At 55.8% G+C, this 15,598-nt stretch carries 14 protein-coding genes, 1 tRNA gene and 2 pseudogenes; 6 read left to right on the top strand and 11 right to left on the bottom strand.

Annotated elements, in window-relative coordinates:
* Positions 1-39: 39 nt before the first annotated feature.
* The gene (locus EAH78_RS08490) at positions 40-735 is read right to left on the bottom strand and encodes an HAD-IA family hydrolase (RefSeq protein WP_140667165.1); all 696 of its coding nucleotides are present in this window, start codon (positions 733-735) and stop codon (positions 40-42) included.
* A gap of 252 nt (positions 736-987) precedes the next feature.
* Here EAH78_RS08490 and EAH78_RS08495 point away from each other — a divergent pair.
* From EAH78_RS08495 to EAH78_RS08510, 3 genes and pseudogenes are all read left to right on the top strand, one after another.
* A pseudogene (locus EAH78_RS08495) lies at positions 988-5,831 on the top strand (RHS repeat-associated core domain-containing protein).
* 2 nt (positions 5,832-5,833) lie between these two features.
* Positions 5,834-6,244 carry a hypothetical protein gene (locus EAH78_RS08500; RefSeq protein ID WP_140667166.1) on the top strand — a complete coding sequence of 137 codons (411 nt, stop codon included), beginning with the start codon at positions 5,834-5,836 and terminating at the stop codon, positions 6,242-6,244.
* A gap of 493 nt (positions 6,245-6,737) precedes the next feature.
* The gene (locus EAH78_RS08510; RefSeq protein ID WP_140667168.1) at positions 6,738-7,136 is read left to right on the top strand and encodes a hypothetical protein; all 399 of its coding nucleotides are present in this window, start codon (positions 6,738-6,740) and stop codon (positions 7,134-7,136) included.
* 343 nt (positions 7,137-7,479) lie between these two features.
* On the opposite strand, the gene EAH78_RS08520 is transcribed toward EAH78_RS08510, so the two are convergent.
* The 9 genes and pseudogenes from EAH78_RS08520 to EAH78_RS08560 form a co-directional block, all read right to left on the bottom strand.
* The gene (locus EAH78_RS08520) at positions 7,480-7,692 is read right to left on the bottom strand and encodes a hypothetical protein (protein ID WP_140667170.1); all 213 of its coding nucleotides are present in this window, start codon (positions 7,690-7,692) and stop codon (positions 7,480-7,482) included.
* Between the two features lie 100 nt (positions 7,693-7,792).
* Complete coding sequence (locus tag EAH78_RS08525) at positions 7,793-7,975, bottom strand: hypothetical protein (protein ID WP_027922531.1); 183 nt, start codon at positions 7,973-7,975, stop codon at positions 7,793-7,795.
* Between the two features lie 122 nt (positions 7,976-8,097).
* Positions 8,098-8,571: a glycine zipper domain-containing protein gene (locus tag EAH78_RS08530; RefSeq protein ID WP_161599674.1), complete on the bottom strand. Its 474-nt coding sequence runs from the start codon at positions 8,569-8,571 to the stop codon at positions 8,098-8,100.
* Between the two features lie 114 nt (positions 8,572-8,685).
* Positions 8,686-9,057 (bottom strand): bacteriocin, encoded by a 372-nt coding sequence (locus tag EAH78_RS08535; RefSeq protein WP_140667171.1) that lies wholly within the window; start codon positions 9,055-9,057, stop codon positions 8,686-8,688.
* Positions 9,058-9,392: 335 nt separating this feature from the next.
* On the bottom strand, positions 9,393-9,581 hold the full coding sequence (locus EAH78_RS32615) for a hypothetical protein (protein WP_140667172.1): 189 nt from the start codon (positions 9,579-9,581) through the stop codon (positions 9,393-9,395).
* A 176-nt stretch (positions 9,582-9,757) separates the two neighbouring features.
* Complete coding sequence (locus EAH78_RS08545) at positions 9,758-10,078, bottom strand: YbjQ family protein (protein ID WP_123434228.1); 321 nt, start codon at positions 10,076-10,078, stop codon at positions 9,758-9,760.
* Positions 10,079-10,090: 12 nt separating this feature from the next.
* Positions 10,091-10,950 (bottom strand): annotated as a pseudogene (locus EAH78_RS08550) (serine hydrolase domain-containing protein); the annotation flags it as partial.
* Between the two features lie 113 nt (positions 10,951-11,063).
* Positions 11,064-11,246, bottom strand: a complete 183-nt coding sequence (locus tag EAH78_RS08555) for a hypothetical protein (protein ID WP_140667173.1) — start codon at positions 11,244-11,246, stop codon at positions 11,064-11,066.
* Between the two features lie 303 nt (positions 11,247-11,549).
* A tRNA-Ser gene (locus EAH78_RS08560) sits at positions 11,550-11,639 on the bottom strand.
* Positions 11,640-11,947: 308 nt separating this feature from the next.
* Between EAH78_RS08560 and EAH78_RS08565 the strand changes: the two genes are divergently transcribed.
* From EAH78_RS08565 to EAH78_RS08575, 3 genes are all read left to right on the top strand, one after another.
* Positions 11,948-12,637, top strand: a complete 690-nt coding sequence (locus EAH78_RS08565; RefSeq protein ID WP_140667174.1) for a crotonase/enoyl-CoA hydratase family protein — start codon at positions 11,948-11,950, stop codon at positions 12,635-12,637.
* 214 nt (positions 12,638-12,851) lie between these two features.
* Entirely contained in the window at positions 12,852-13,574 is a 723-nt protein-coding gene (locus EAH78_RS08570) for a 1-acylglycerol-3-phosphate O-acyltransferase (RefSeq protein WP_140667175.1), read from the top strand.
* A gap of 149 nt (positions 13,575-13,723) precedes the next feature.
* Positions 13,724-14,695, top strand: coding sequence for a magnesium and cobalt transport protein CorA (locus EAH78_RS08575; RefSeq protein ID WP_140667176.1), 972 nt, complete (start codon positions 13,724-13,726; stop codon positions 14,693-14,695).
* Positions 14,696-14,859: 164 nt separating this feature from the next.
* Here the strand turns inward: EAH78_RS08575 and EAH78_RS08580 are convergent, their stop codons facing one another.
* Positions 14,860-15,582, bottom strand: coding sequence for an amidotransferase (locus EAH78_RS08580; protein ID WP_140667177.1), 723 nt, complete (start codon positions 15,580-15,582; stop codon positions 14,860-14,862).
* Positions 15,583-15,598 lie beyond the last annotated feature (16 nt).

The following is a 15,598-nucleotide window of genomic DNA, read 5'->3' on the forward strand; positions in this document are numbered from 1 at the left end:
CCTTTAACAGGTTGCCGGCGTTTTTGTTTGTTTATCACTTCAGGCCCATTCGAGGGCCGGTAAGCCACATGCACTCGGCGTGAACGCCTTCAGCGTACGAAGAATGCCATCGGCATGTGCGTATTTTTCATCCGCCATGGCCGCGTCGGGGATGGCTATCGCAGTCATCCCCGCCGCTTTCGCCGCGGTGACACCGAACGGCGAATCCTCAAACACCAGGCAGTCCTCAGGCGCGATGCCCAGGCGCCGCGCGGCGGTGAGAAAAATATCCGGCGCCGGCTTGGCTGCGCCGACTTCCGGGTCATCGGCCGTCACGACGAAATCGAACAGCGCAAACCAGTCACGGTGCAACGTGGTTTTCTGCCCGAACGACTGACGCGAAGAACTGGTGCCCACTGCAATCGGAATGTTGTTGGCCTTCAAGTGCCGCACAAGCTCCTCAGCACCCGGCATCGCCAGCGCGGCCGGAAAACGCTCGCGCATCAACGGCTCGCGGATCACCAGGAACTCTTCGGCGGTAATCGGCAGATCGAGCGCCTCGACCACGTAGCGCGCCAGATCACCGGCCCCACGGCCGATAATGTTTTGCTTGATGCTCCAGTCGAAAACCCGGCCGTAACGCGCCGCAATCAGCGACGTGACCTCGGTATAAATGCCCTCGGTGTCCAGCAACAAGCCGTCCATGTCGAAAATCACAGCCTTGATCGGGCCGAACTGATTGAGCGGTGCATTCATCGCATCGGATCCGTTTTCAAATGACATCCCAGAGACGGCTCAGGTGTAGCCGGGTCCGTGATCGATTAAAGGATTCAGCAGCATAGCGAGCACGGCCGACATTGAGCAACGGGCAATGCCCGACCGTTACAAAAAGTGCTGGTCGTCATTTAGCGACTTCCCCTACATAAAACGCCTCTTTTCCTGACTTCTTTACCCGCTGATCCCAAGCAAAGTCTCGCGCTCACATTTGATCTGCGCGAGGGAATGCGAATGTTCGTACCTGACCAGCTACTGGCCTTGAATAACACCATCGGGCTGCTGGTGGTCGCCGCCATGAACCCTGAGCGGCCGGACGTCGAGGCGCTGCTCGCCGACTTTCGACTGTGCCTCAACGACTACGACGCCTGGGCGGAGAGTTTCTGGACCGGCAACGCGCTGGATATCGAGCAGGTGTTCAAGGTCGGCAATGAAGTCCGGCTGGTCGCGCCAAAGCATTCCACTGCACCTGTCAGCTCCACCGTCGGGGCGTGCCCGGCCAACGGCCCGTTGACGCTGGTGCACATGTTCGACGCAGCGCGATTCGTGCCGATTGGCAATACGCCGGTGAAGCTCGAGCCGTTGAACGCTGACGGCACCTATGGCGAGCCGGTCAACCACGAGATCGGCCCCAGTGGCATTCTCGAAATCCCCGACTGCGACCGAGGTCAACGTTACCGCATCACCTTCTTTCCGAATGTTTCCACTGACCATGTCAAAGCGCTGTACGCCTCCTATCAAGGCGTCATCGACGGCCTGGAAGACTGGCTGCGCAACGAGTGGGCGACTGAATTCGAAGCGTCATGGGCCGAGTTCTCCGAGGCCGGATTCATCAAGCGCTACGGCCTGCTGAAACAGGCTGACTGGCGCGGTTTCGAGAACTCGCTCAATGGTTTGTGGGACGACGTGAAGCAGATTTACGAGCTGATCACCGACCTGCAAGCCAATAGCGAAAAGCTCCTTGAATACCTGACCGAGATCGAGCTTGAAACGCTGCTGAACGCCTCAGCTGAATCGATTGCCAATCTGTTGCTGGTGTTGAGTGACGAGCCGCTGATGTTCATCCATCTGGCGGCGTTCACCAGTTGGCTGCGGATGATGCCACCGCAGCACATCGCCGAAGTTGTGGCGGAAATTCGTACAGGGATATTGATCGGACTCCTATTGGCACGCTACACGGGGTCTGTAGGGGTGAAGGTCGGTATCAGTGCCAAGGTGCTTAGCACGATCAAATCGGAGCGAGCGCGTAAATGGCTGGCAGCCGCGAGTCTGCGACTGGCTACCCTATCCGATCTGACGCCCCATGCGGCTGTATTCAAGCCCCTCGCCGTCAACATCCGGAATGCGCCGCTGAACCCTGCGCCTGCGGTGCCGTTACAGATCAGTGCCGGCTCTGCGCCGGTCGTGTTGGTCAACAACCCGGTCGCCATTGCTCGCCACAAATCCGCAGCCAAGACTCGCCTTAGCCGGCAAGAACAGCGTGACGACGCCTCCGACCAGGCGAAAAACCCCAACGGCGACAGCGCCGATTGCTCTCTACTGACTTGCACCAATGGCTGCCCGGTGTCGATGGTCACCGGCGAAGAGCTGCTGACCCTGGACGATGGATCGCTCAACGGTTTACTGCCGTTTGCGTTCACCCGATTGTACAGAACCAGCGCTGTGCAAATCGATTGCGGCCTGGGTTGGGGCTGGAGTCATTCGCTGGCGCATCGGTTGGAGCTGGACGCAGAACAGGTCGTCTGGATCGACCATGAAAACCGCCGCACGACGTTTCCGCTGCCCAGCGTGGAACGCCCGGCCATTCATAACAGCCTGTCGCGGGCGGCGATTTATTTGGGGGACCAGCCAGAGGAACTGGTGCTCGCCCTCGCTGGCGAGACGGTGCGGTTTTATCACTTCCGCAATGGCCGGCTGACCACGATAAGCGACGCCTACAACAACCGGCTGCACATCACCCGCGACCGGCAGGATCGCATTCAGCGCCTCGACAACGGTGCCGGTCGTTCGCTGCTATTGCGCTACGAGCGCCGGCACATCGTCGCGGTCGAGTATCAATCGTTTCACCCTGTCGACACTGCGGACGACGCCTGGCGTACAGAGCAAACGCTGGTTGCCTACCGCTACGACGCGCGACAGCGTCTTATCGAAGCGACCAACGCCGCCGGGGAAAGCGAACGATACGACTACGACGACCAACACGTGATTCTCCAGCGGCAATTGGCCGGTGGAGCGAGTTTCTTTTGGGAGTGGGAACGGTCCGGCAAAGCGGCTCGATGTACAAGGCACTGGGCGACGTTTTCGCAGATGGACACGCGCTATGCCTGGGACGACAACGGCGCAGTACGGGTTAAAAACGTCGATGGCAGCGAGGAGGTTTACGTCCACGACGATACGGCGCGCTTGGTGCGCCGGGGCGGGGCGGATGGCGCCGAGCACCTCAAGACTTATGACCACAAGGGTCAGCTGATTGCCGAACAGGGACCGCTAGGGGCGATTACTCAATACCGCTACGACGATCTCGGGCGGCTGATTGCGCTGATTCCACCTGAAGATGAGCCAACGTCCTACGAATACCGCAACGGTTTCCTGCATGCGCGCTATCGCGGTCAGGCGGTATGGAAATATCAACGCAATGCTCAGGGCGATGTCACCGAATCCATCGACCCCGACGGCCAGGTCACTCACCACCACTACGACGCTCAAGGACGACTGCTGTCGATCCGTTATCCGGACAGAAGCCGTCATGTTTTCGTTCGGGATGCTATCGGGCAACTGATCGAGGAAACCCTGCCAGACGGCGGTCAGCGGAGGTTTTCCTACGACGCTCTGGGACGGCAAATTACCCGTCAGGATGAACATGGCGCTGTCACTCGCTACCAATGGGACGCCGTTGGCCGATTGCTCCAGACGACGCGTCCTACTGGCGCCAGCCGATCCTTCAGCTACAACGCCTACGGCAAAATCACCGCCGAACGTGATGAGTTGGGGCGTGTCACGCGCTTTGAGTACGACGATGACCTGCACCTGGTCAGCCGCCGGATCAACCCCGACGGCACGCATCTGCACTATCGCTATGACAACGCACGGCTTCTGCTGACCGAAATCGAGAACGAGTCCGGCGAACACTATCGACTGGATTACACGGCCGGCGGATTGATCCGACAGGAAGTCGGGTTTGACGGTAGACGCACTGCGTATGCCTATGACCTCAATGGTCATCTGCTGGAAAAAACCGAGTTCGGCGATGACGGCTCGCAACTGATGACCCGTTACCAGCGGGACTCGGTCGGTCGCCTGCTGATCAAAACCCTGCCCGACGGCATCAACGTCGAATACCACTACGACAGCCTGGGCCGTTTGGTCAGCGTCGACGACAACCACGATCACCCGCTGGAATTCGAATACGACACTCAGAACCGGCTGATCACTGAACACCAGAGCTGGGCCACATTGCGCTACGGCTACGACGCGTGCGGCCGACTCAACTACCTGCGCCTGCCAGACAACAGCAAAATCGGTTACCACCGTGCCAAGGGGGGTGCGCTGACAGCCATTGACCTCAATGGCACCCGCCTCACAAGCCATACCTATCAATTCGGCCGCGAATTACAACGCCAGCAAGGCCAGCTGAGCAGTCAGTACGACCACGACGAACAAGGTCGACTGATGGCCCACGCTGTAAGCCAAAATCAGCAATCGCTGTATCGGCGCGACTTTGCCTACAGCGCCAACGGCAACCTCGACACCATCGCCGACACCCGCCATGGCCAACGCAACTACCAATACGATCCGCTCAACCGCCTGATCCGCGTCCGCCACTCCCGCGATCAACAACCCGAAAGCTTCGCCCACGACCCCGCCGGCAACCTGCTGATGCAGGATCGCCCCGGCCCGGTCACCGTCAAGGGCAATCGCCTGTTGATGCAAGGCGACCGCCACTTCGACTACGACGCCTTCGGCAACCTGATCCGCGAACGCCGCGGCACCGCGCAAAAACTCGTCACCGAATACCGCTACGACTGCCAGCACCGGTTAATCAGTGCCACGCTGCCCAACGGCACCTGCGCGACCTACCGCTACGACGCCTTCGGCCGTCGCATCAGAAAAACCGTCGACGGCAAAACCACCGAGTTCTTCTGGCAAGGCGACCATCTCGTCGCCGAACACAGCCAGGACCACCACCGCAGCTACCTCTACGAACCTGGCACCTTCCGCCCCCTCGCCATGCTCGACGGCAAAGGCCCACGCCAGGCCTGCCCGTTCTACTACCAACTCGACCACCTCGGCACCCCGCAAGAACTCACCGACTACAGCGGCGACATCATCTGGGCCGCGCAATACACCGCCTACGGCCGCCTGACCCGGTTGAACCGCGATACGCATCAGGTGCTGGATCAACCGTTGAGGTTTCAAGGGCAGTATTTCGACGCGGAGACGGGGCTCCATTAAAACCGGCATCGGTATTACAACCCGGATGTGGGGCGGTATTTGACGCCGGATCCGAGTGGGTTAAAGGGTGGGTTGAACGGGTATCAGTACACGCGAAATCCGACGGGGTGGGTTGATCCGTTGGGGTTGAATGAGTGTCCTGGGGGGGATGGGTGTAAGCGGCCGGCGTTTGGGGAGGAGGATCCGGCGGGGAAGCTTAGTAGTAATGCCGAGCCTGAAAATCCAAAACCTAAACAAGAGAACTATTATTTGTACCGAGGCGACAGTCGAGAGCCATGGGAAATTTTTGAGGCTGGATTCGAACCATTGGGGGAAAGTACGGACCTTTACCTTCATGCTTTGGATAATCGCAGCCCCCTAGTTACTTTGTCAGCTCTTCCACCGTTGAGCATGAGGCTAAAAAATTTGCCACCGGTTTCGGCTTCGAAGAGGGATATGTATATGTATTAAAAAATATCCGCGGAATTGATGTAAATAAAGAACTGGGTTTGATATCGCCACATAGGCGGGAGATAGAAATAGCGTTTCCGGGAGGAATGAAAAACAAAGACATTGTCGGAGCCACACCGGTACATGCAGATGGCAGCTACAAAGGCTATTCGATACCTAATCCTTTCAGGAAATAAACATGAAAACCATTGAAATACTTATCAGTAACCACGGCATAGTAGAGACAGCTACGATCGAATGTGACAGAAAAAAATTGACGCTTACAATCATAATGCAAAACGGCTTTACAAAATCCTATACATCCTATGATCTGTATGTTTGCCTTGGCATGCTACGAGCCGACTTCCCTGAAACAAATTTTTTGTGCAAAGGGGCAAAATTAAACGTTCATCCTTCAAGAATGTCGTCTCAAATGTCCAACGGATTAGTAGCATATGAGCTTGAGCTTGGAGTACCTAGCGAAGAAGAAAACATCGTGCGGATTTTTGACTACGAGGACAAGGACATCACCAACGACATCAATAAGCAGCATGCATTCTATAAAAACTGGATCGCCTCACTGGCGCAGTCAGCCCCAGACAAACTCTGAAAACAACATAGATAGCTTATTAAAATCCAAAAAAATAAACATCTAATATTTCAGCGTCCAGACGCTTTTTTAAACCCACTACACAAGATTGGATACAAATGAAGCATCGAATAACCCTACAAATCGGGGATACTTTTGAGATTGCATCACTCATAGAGCGCATTAGCTCACTAACCCTCATAAGGGACAATGGCTTCAAAAGAACCTATAGCGGCGACGATTTATACTTATGCCTAGCAAAAATACGTCGAGACTTTCCTGAAATAAAATTTCTTTGCAAAGGAGCAAAATTAAACGTTTACCCTTCGAGAATGTGCTCACAAATGAGTAATGGCTCTGTGGCTTACGAAATGACACTGGGGAAACAGGCGAGACGTAAGGACATCGTCCACATTTTTGATTTCGAGGATAAAGACATCACTGCCGATATTTCGGAGCAAATAGATTTTTACCGACACTGGATAAGCTTTTTTGGTCCTAAGCCAACCCCCCTATGAATACCATTAAAAACTCAATATGCAAAAACGGTGAGCGTCAAACCGCCATGCTTCTCTGCGACCCAAAGAACCTGACCATAACCTTCACAATGGCAGACGGATACCAAAACTCTTACGTAGGTAATGATTTTTACAAATGCCTTGGAAAAGTCAGAGCAGATCACCCTAATGTAATTTTCTTGTGTAAAGGCGCAAAAATTAAGGTGCATCCTTCTACAATGTCCTCACAGAGGTCACTTGGAGTGAAAGCGTACGAACTCACGCTTGGAAAACAAGCATTATTAAGTAATATCGTGAATATTTTTGATTACGAAGAAAAAAATCTAACTAACGACCCCAATCTTCAGGAAGAATTTTTCCTGCAATGGTTTTGGTCTAATCGCATCAACGAGTAGACCTCACCTCAGGAAAAGCCCAGTTCGACTCTTGGGCTCCGACATTCGTGGACAGTCAGTTTTAACTAACCGATCCACTCCCCCCCCCCCGAAACTACCAGATTTTCCAGCCCTATCCGCAGAACTCGCATTCATTTCAGTCGACGGAGGCACCCCACCTTTATCCACAGGCGCATCGTTCCCTTTGGATTGAGCAAGCGCACTCAACGAGCCAACACACAACAGCCCTGTAATGATCAGGGCTGTTAATTTTGTACTGACCATGACGCATCTAAAAAAAGTGTATACCCGATCTGGCAGCGCTCACTTTTTATAGGTGCAACTCAATCGACGAGCGACATATTCAGCTAGGCTCACCCGAATAATCCTCTCCGGCAATATCCGGATCTTCAGGATCCGCCTCGACATCACCGCGCCTCACATCATCAGCGGGCACTTGTTCCACCGCCGTATCGTCATCCGGCGGACGCTGATCGCGACTCAACGAATCGGTCGGTGAAGGCAGCGGATATTCAGGGGTGTCGTCGGTTTCGGTGTCTTTCGGGTCTGCGTTCATAAGCACCTCTCAAAGGGCCTGAATAGCAGGCCCTGATAGTTCGAGGCGTGATGCGGGGTTGTTTGTTCGATCAGAGAGACGATCGGTCAAACAGAACACATCAATCGACGTCTTCATCCTCTTCTTCGTACTCAAGGTTCCCCACATCGCCCGCGTCATCAGAATCGTTGAGGGGCACCGTGGCGTCGTCCATCAGTGAACCCGGATCTTCATTGCCAGGGTCGTTGATGAACGGAAGCCCGCTCGGGCCTTTTTGTTCTTTGCCTTCGGTTTCCGGCGTCATGGCATGCCTCGCAATGTTGGGGTGTGTATGAAGTTCGAGACTGCCTGTGGCCAATCGTTCCGGATTGCGAATGGCAGATACGAAAAACCCGGCACCAGGCCGGGTTTCTATTCGAGAGCGTATTAGTGATTCTTGTTTTTGTGCTTATGCTTGTGACCGTTTCCGTGGCCGGAATGTGAACCGCCATTGTTGCCATCGTCGCCCAGATTGTTCCCGACTGCACCACCTGCGGCGCCACCAAGGCCCGCGCCGATGGTCGAACCGGTCGAGCCGCCGAGGCTGTTGCCAACCACCGAGCCGCCTGCCGCACCTAAACCACCGCCAATAGCCGCCTCGTTGCGATTGCCTTTGCTCGCCCCGACCGCACTACCCGCCGCACCACCAACGCCCGCGCCGATAGCGGCGCCTGTGCTGCCGCCCAATTGTCCGCCGACGACATTACCCAACGCACCACCCAGACCGCCACCCACTGCTGCGGTGCCGTCGCCGGCCGCCATTGCACCTTGAGCCGCGAACAGTCCAATCACAAACGCAGAAAGCGCCAGACTTCGAACGCTGATGTTTCTACACTTTTTGCCGTTGTTAACCGGAGTCATATGACGCCTCTTGTTCTTCGGGGGTATACGACCTTTGAGGCTTGGGTCAAAGAATCGTTCATTAACGAAAAAGCCCGGCGTTTAGCCGGGCTCTTCGATGCTGATCGTTCAGGATCAGTGACGCTTGTGACCGTTGGCCAGGTTGCTGCCAACGCCGCCGCCCAAAGCACCACCCAAACCAGCGCCGATGGTGGAACCGCTCTTACCGCCCAGGCTGTTGCCGATCACCGAACCACCGGCCGCGCCAACGCCACCACCAATGGCAGCGGAAGTACGGTGGCCTTTGCGTGCTGCAACCGCACTGCCGGCTGCGCCCGCTACGCCCGCACCAATCGCTGCGCCGGTGCTGCCGCCCATGCTTTGGCCGACCACATTACCCAGCGCGCCGCCAAGACCGCCGCCGATTGCCGCGGTGCCATCACTGGCAGCCATCGCACCTTGAGCAACCAGAAGCCCAAGAACCAGTGCAGGCAGTGTTAAACGCATGACGAAAACCTCAAAAATAGGGGGATAAACGAAAGGCGGGGATTGAATGCTTTAGCGCACGAAACGTCCACATAAAAACCTCCGCACCTCGCAATTAGCGACGGTTGGACAGCTTTTATGAAAAAGGTTTTATGACAGGCAAAAAAAAGCCCGCTGGGGAACGGGCCAGGTACTGCTTTCTAACGGATGGTTTGAGACTACGGGCGATGGTGTGAAAAGTTTGTGAAAAATAAACGGCCACCACCACCTAGCGTCTGCAGCCCGGTTTTCAACCGATAATCGGTACTGCATCAATGAAAAACCCCGCTCAATGGCGGGGTTTGTCCGGTTAACGGTTACTTCCTGGAAGGGGCCGCCACTCTCGGCAGAAATTTCGCCTTCGGCCCTCTGGGCACTGTCGATTTCACTTTGCTGATCTGGACCGGGTCTTCCCCGAAGCCCGATACATAGTCTGTCTGGCCGCATTTAACGCAATTGTTGATTGGAAATTCAGCCCCGTCGTCTTCGATATACGGATCAGCCATACCGCTTCCCCTCTCAAAAAGGGTCGACACCGGCAAAGCCCTTTGCCTGAAAAATATCGACCACCAAGGCTTTTGAGACTAGCCGGTCATTACCGGACTTGTAATTCAGATTTTTGCATGCCCGACGAATGGCCCGCGTCCCGACCGATAAAACACCGCGGGATCAAACTGATCGATCACTTCAATTTGACCGCTGTCCCCGTCACAAACACCACCACCATCCCGCCCTTGCCGGCCGGCATGCTGATCTCGAAATCGAGCCCCACCACTGCGTCCGCCTGAAGCGCTCGCGCCCGCTCCTTGATCTCGTCAGTCGCCTGAATCCGCGCTTCCTTCAACGCCCGCTCCAACGTCTGAGAACGCCCACCGAAAAAATCCCGCATCCCGGCGAACATGTCGCGGATAACGTTAACGCCCTGCACCGATTCGGCGCTGACGATGTCCAGGTAGGCGGTGATTTGGCGGCCTTCGATGGCGTGGGTTGTGGTGGTGATCATGGGTATTCCTTCTTAATAAACAGGCAACTTCGACAAATACGCGGCCAACGCATCAAAGGCTGGCAACGTCACCGGATCATTCGCCAAGTTACTGGCAACCGGGTGCGAGGCATAACGAACAATCACCATCTCGGCTTTCGGATCGACATAGATGCGCTGTCCATGAACGCCGCGCGCGATGAAAGCCCCGCCCTCCTTGTCCGTCACCCACCACATCGAGCGGTAACTCCAGCCCTTCAGCAAGTCATAACCGGCCTTGGCAAAAACCTGTTTGTCGCCACCCCGACGAATGTCATCCACGACGACTTTGGGTACGACCTGCTGGCCGTTGAACTGGCCGTCATTGCGCAGCATCTCGCCAAACCGGGCAAGGTCTCGCAAACCAGTATTCAAGCCACCACCGGCAAACGGGGTACCAATGGACTCCACGGTGAAATAGGCATCCTGCTCGGCGCCCAAACGACTCCAGATGCGCTCCGACAATAACTGCGCAACGTTGCGACCGGTCGCTCGGGAAATGATCCTGCCGAGGACATCGGTGTTGACGGTCTTGTAGCCAAACGCGTTGCCGTGTTCGCCTTGCAGTTGAACGGTCTGCAAAAACTCGTAGTAACTTCGCGGCCCGGTGTAGTCCTTGGGCTCGGGCAATGGACTGCCGGCTTTCGCGTGCGCCCAGACTTCGGCGTTCGGGTAGGCATAGTCTTCGCTGTATTTGAGCGCGGTGGTCATGTCGAGGACCTGACGCACCGTGGCGCTGCCAAACGCGGAGAGGCCGCCAGTTCGGGAACGTATTTGGCGACAGGCTTGTTCGCATCGATTTGCCCTTCAGCTACCAACATCGCACCCAGCGTGCCGACCACGGATTTGGTCACTTACAAGGCGAGGCATTGTGTCGATTCCGTTCGAGGGGTTCGGGCAGTCTAACAGGTGGGCGGCGAGGCTGAAGACCGGGCTTTTCGAGGGACTGAATGGGGAAAATCAGGCGTTAAAGAAACTTGATCAACACCGCAGTGACGGTCGCTACCGTACCCATCATCCCGATGGCTATCGCCACCGGATACCAAAAGGTTTCACGGGTCATCTTGCCCGCTTCAGCATTCAGCTTGCGTTGCTCGGCAAGCAATTTGACGATCTCTACGTGGAGCTTTTCGAGTTCTGCCTGTTCCATGGTCATATCCTGCATAAACGCGTAAATCCATTCCGAATAAATGAGGGAGTCGTCTTGTGTGTAGCTCTTTTTTAATCTTGAACCCTATGGCACAAAACGAATACCCCCTCCCAAGATGGCTCAAAGAAACACTAAAACCTGATAACGCCCCAACAGCCAAGCTTTCCGGCACGACTTCCTACAAGCCTGAGACTCGTCCTACAAAAACTTCAGAAATGACAGCGCCACTCACAAAATCCAGACCCCAGAAACCACAAAACCCCTGATTTCTCTCGAAATCAGGGGTTCTGGTTACATCGAATTTGGCGGTGAAGGAGAGATTCGAACTCTCGATACAATTTCTTGTATACACACTTTCCAGGCGTGCTCCTTAAGCCACTCGGACACTTCACCGTATCTCGTCAAACAAGTTCTGTCTGTCGAGGCGCGCTAATGTAGTCGAAACCTTTTCCGATGGCAAACTTATTTTGCAGAATTTTCATGCGCTTAGCGTTTTAGTCGTTCCACAGGATTTGGGGTCATGGCAAACCTGCCAATCTCCGGCTTCGCGCCTCCTTCTATATAGAAGGGAATGCGCCGCGGATGTGGCGGGCTACGCTTGCCCGGCGGGGAAAGGGTGACTGGCGGGTCAGTCACGGCGCTTTACCTGGCCTGCCGCGGTGGGTAACGTCTGCCCCAACTTTCATACAAGGAATAGCGTCATGAGTGAGTTGATCTCCTACCATCTCGAAGACGGTATCGCGACCCTGACCTTGAGTAATGGCAAGGTCAATGCCATCTCGCCCGACGTGATTGCCGCGTTTAACGCTGCGCTGGATCAGGCGGTGACTGATCGTGCGGTGGTGATCATTACCGGTACACCGGGGATTTTGTCGGGTGGTTATGACTTGAAGGTGATGACGTCCGGCCCGAAAGAAGCCGTGGCGCTGGTCACTGCCGGTTCGACGCTGGCCCGTCGCCTGCTCTCGCACCCGTTCCCGGTGATCGTGGCGTGCCCTGGGCATGCCGTGGCCAAGGGTGCGTTCCTGCTGTTGTCGGCGGATTACCGCATTGGGGTTGATGGCCCGTTCAGCATTGGCCTGAACGAAGTGCAGATCGGCATGACCATGCACCACGCCGGTATCGAGATCGCACGTGATCGCCTGAGCAAGGCGGCGCTGCATCGCTCGGTGATCAACGGCGAGATGTTCACTCCGAAGAGCGCCGTGGATGCTGGTTTCCTTGATGTGGTGGTGTCAGCCGAAGAGCTGCAAGGTGCTGCGCTGGCGGCGGCTCGTCAGTTGAAAAAGATCAACATGACCGCGCACAAGAATACCAAGTTGAAAGTACGCAAGGCGCTGCTGGAGACGCTGGACAACGCTATCATCCTCGATCAGCAACACTTGGGTTAAGCCCGGATTGGCTGCACCGAAAAGCCCGACCGTCGTGTCGGGCTTTTTCTTACGCGTTGTGTTGAAAAGTCTGTAACTGCTCTAGAACGCGTCTGACCCACAAGTCGGAAACATGCGCACAAACATCGCCTATCTCCTTCCTCTATAGTGGCAATTGCCGAAAACAGTGCACATCCGTACACTGCGCCACCTTTTGTCCCGGTGGGGCCTGTAAATGCTGTTTGTGTTTCGTATGTTCTTGATGAGCCTGCACTTTATTCTCGCCGGTGTGCTTGGGGTGATTCTGGGCCTGTGTCGCCCGTTCAACCCGGACAACAGCCGGGTGTGCGCACGTCTGTATGCGTGGCCGGCGATGTGTATTTTGCGTTTGCGGGTGAAGGCCGATGTCGGGCCCTTGATGGACAAGCCTGAGAGCTGCGTGATCATCGCTAATCACCAGTCCAACTACGACCTGTTTGTGTTTGGCAACGTGGTGCCCCGCCGCACCGTGTGCATCGGCAAAAAGAGCCTGAAGTGGGTGCCGCTGTTCGGGCAGTTGTTCTGGCTGGCCGGCAACGTGTTGATCGATCGCGGCAATGCGCACAAGGCGCGCCAGTCGATGTTGACCACCACACACACCTTGCAGCATGAAGACACGTCGATCTGGGTCTTCCCGGAAGGCACGCGCAACCTTGGCGAAGAGTTGCTGCCGTTCAAGAAAGGCGCGTTCCAGATGGCGATTGCTGCCGGCGTACCGATCGTGCCCGTGTGTGTCAGCAGTTACGTCAAACACATGCGATTGAACCGCTGGCGCAGTGGGAAAATTCTGATTCGTTCGCTGCCGGCGATTCCGACAGCGGGATTGAGCCTGGACGACATGCCCCTGCTGATGGCCCAGTGCCGCGAACAGATGCGCGAATGCATCGCTTCGATGGATCGGCAACTGCAAGCCGCGTAAACAAAGAAACCCGCCTGGTGCGGGTTTTCTTTTGCCTTCGAACTTTCACTTTAGAACTCTGCAGAGTTCGCTCACTCTGAAGCATCAGACAAGGCTAAGCTGAAGATTGCCTGCCACTGCCACCTGCTAATAAGAAGTGAACCTGAATCATGGGTAGAGTTGTTGCTGCTGCGGTTTACAGCGCCGGTAAGAAAGTCACCAATATCACCCTCGACGAAGGCGCCGCATGGGCTGCAAAGCCTGACCACTTTGTCTGGATCGGCCTTGAAGAGCCGAACGCCCAGGAACTGGCCAACCTGCAACGCCAGTTCAACCTGCACGAACTGGCCATCGAAGATGCCCTGGAAAAGCACAGCCGGCCGAAGCTCGAAACCTTTGGCGACGCACTGTTTATCGTCACGTACTCGCCGATTCGCAAGGAAGGCAAACTTGAGTTCATCGAGACGCATATTTTTGCCGGCAATGGTTACATCATTACCGCGCGCAACGGACATTCGGCGTCCTACGCCTATGTCCGACAGCGTTGTGAGGCGCGTCCGTTGCTGCTTGAGCACGGGGAAGATTTCGTCCTCTATGCCCTCCTCGATTTCGTGATTGAAAACTACCAGCCGGTGGGCGAAGCGATCCACGCCGAGATCGATGAGCTGGAACGCAACGTGTTGTGCAGTGCGCTGAATGAACATGACATCCAGAAACTTCACGGCCTGCGCCGGGACGTGTTGCGTCTGCGTCGTTACGCGGCACCGATGGTGGAGATCGGTGAGGAGCTGCAGAGGCTGAGCTTCCCCTTTATCGACAAGAACATGCGCCCGTACTTCCGTGATGTGCAGATTCACGTGACACGACAGATGGAAGACCTGACAACGTTGGCCGACATTGCCAGCCAGACGATCGAGGTGGGGGTGCTGCTGGAGGCTTCACGCCAGAGTGTGGTGCAGCGCAAGTTTGCGGCGTGGGCGGCGATTTTGGCGTTTCCGACGGCGGTGGCCGGGATTTACGGGATGAACTTCCAGAACATGCCGGAGCTGGCATGGCACTACGGGTACTTCGGGGTGTTAGGGTTTATTACGCTGGGATGCACGGGTTTGTGGGCGAGTTTCAAAAAATCGGGGTGGTTGTAACAACTGGGTTCTCTGTGGCGAGGGAGCTTGCTCCCGCTGGGGTGCGAAGCGCCCCCCCAACATTCTTCAGACAAATCGCGTTGCCTGAATGACGACTGCTGCGCAGCCGAGCGGGAGCAAGCTCCCTCGCCACAGAAAGCCTCTCACCGCAGGTATTGTGATCGTCAGACCGTTTCTGGCTTGTGCGCAACAAACCGCATCATCCACTCCGCAACCGTAGCGCCATGTTGCTCATGCTCAAGGCTGGCCACACCTTTCGAGTAGATTTGCTCGCCCAGCACTTGCTGGCGAATTTCCAGCAGCGCTCGCGAATAGTCGTGAATGAATTCCGGATGCCCCTGGAAGCACAGCACCTGATCGTTGATGTGGTAAGCGGCGAACGGGCAGAAATCACTGGAGGCGATAACCGTGGCGTTTTCCGGTAGCGACGTCACTTGATCCTGGTGGCTGATCAACAAGGTCAACTCTTCCCTGACAGGGCTCATCCACGGCGCCTTGGCCGAGAGTTTGTAGCTGTGGGTGCCGACGCCCCAGCCTTGGGTGGCGCGTTCACTTTTGCCGCCCAACAACAGTGCCAGCAATTGATGGCCGAAACACACGCCCAACAGTTTGTCGCCGCGCTCGTAGCGGGTCAGCAGGTACTTCCTGAGGGTTTCGATCCATGGGTCGGTGCCGAAGGAATCGGCCTTGCTGCCGGTGACCAGATAAGCGTCGAAGGTCAGGTCATCGCTTGGGTATTCGCCCTGCATCACGTTGTAGACCGTGAACTCGGCCGCGATAGGTTGCTGCGAAAACAGGTGTTTGAACATCTGCCCGTAGCCCTGATATTGGTCGACCAATTCTGGACGCAGAATGTCGGTTTCCAGAATGCAGATGCGTAACGACATAAAAAATACCTGACAC

The sequence above is a fragment of the Pseudomonas arsenicoxydans genome (assembly GCF_006438915.1).
Classification (GTDB): Bacteria; Pseudomonadota; Gammaproteobacteria; order Pseudomonadales; family Pseudomonadaceae; genus Aquipseudomonas; species Aquipseudomonas arsenicoxydans_A.

Bases quoted from the DNA above. Each gene is read 5' to 3' on its own strand.
- EAH78_RS08490 (WP_140667165.1), bottom strand. From the start codon at position 735: ATGAATGCACCGCTCAATCAGTTCGGCCCGATCAAGGCTGTGATTTTC.
- EAH78_RS08500 (WP_140667166.1), top strand. From the start codon at position 5,834: ATGAAAACCATTGAAATACTTATCAGTAACCACGGCATAGTAGAGACA.
- EAH78_RS08510 (WP_140667168.1), top strand. From the start codon at position 6,738: ATGAATACCATTAAAAACTCAATATGCAAAAACGGTGAGCGTCAAACC.
- EAH78_RS08520 (WP_140667170.1), bottom strand. From the start codon at position 7,692: ATGAACGCAGACCCGAAAGACACCGAAACCGACGACACCCCTGAATAT.
- EAH78_RS08525 (WP_027922531.1), bottom strand. From the start codon at position 7,975: ATGACGCCGGAAACCGAAGGCAAAGAACAAAAAGGCCCGAGCGGGCTT.
- EAH78_RS08530 (WP_161599674.1), bottom strand. From the start codon at position 8,571: ATGACTCCGGTTAACAACGGCAAAAAGTGTAGAAACATCAGCGTTCGA.
- EAH78_RS08535 (WP_140667171.1), bottom strand. From the start codon at position 9,057: ATGCGTTTAACACTGCCTGCACTGGTTCTTGGGCTTCTGGTTGCTCAA.
- EAH78_RS32615 (WP_140667172.1), bottom strand. From the start codon at position 9,581: ATGGCTGATCCGTATATCGAAGACGACGGGGCTGAATTTCCAATCAAC.
- EAH78_RS08545 (WP_123434228.1), bottom strand. From the start codon at position 10,078: ATGATCACCACCACAACCCACGCCATCGAAGGCCGCCAAATCACCGCC.
- EAH78_RS08555 (WP_140667173.1), bottom strand. From the start codon at position 11,246: ATGGAACAGGCAGAACTCGAAAAGCTCCACGTAGAGATCGTCAAATTG.
- EAH78_RS08565 (WP_140667174.1), top strand. From the start codon at position 11,948: ATGAGTGAGTTGATCTCCTACCATCTCGAAGACGGTATCGCGACCCTG.
- EAH78_RS08570 (WP_140667175.1), top strand. From the start codon at position 12,852: ATGCTGTTTGTGTTTCGTATGTTCTTGATGAGCCTGCACTTTATTCTC.
- EAH78_RS08575 (WP_140667176.1), top strand. From the start codon at position 13,724: ATGGGTAGAGTTGTTGCTGCTGCGGTTTACAGCGCCGGTAAGAAAGTC.
- EAH78_RS08580 (WP_140667177.1), bottom strand. From the start codon at position 15,582: ATGTCGTTACGCATCTGCATTCTGGAAACCGACATTCTGCGTCCAGAA.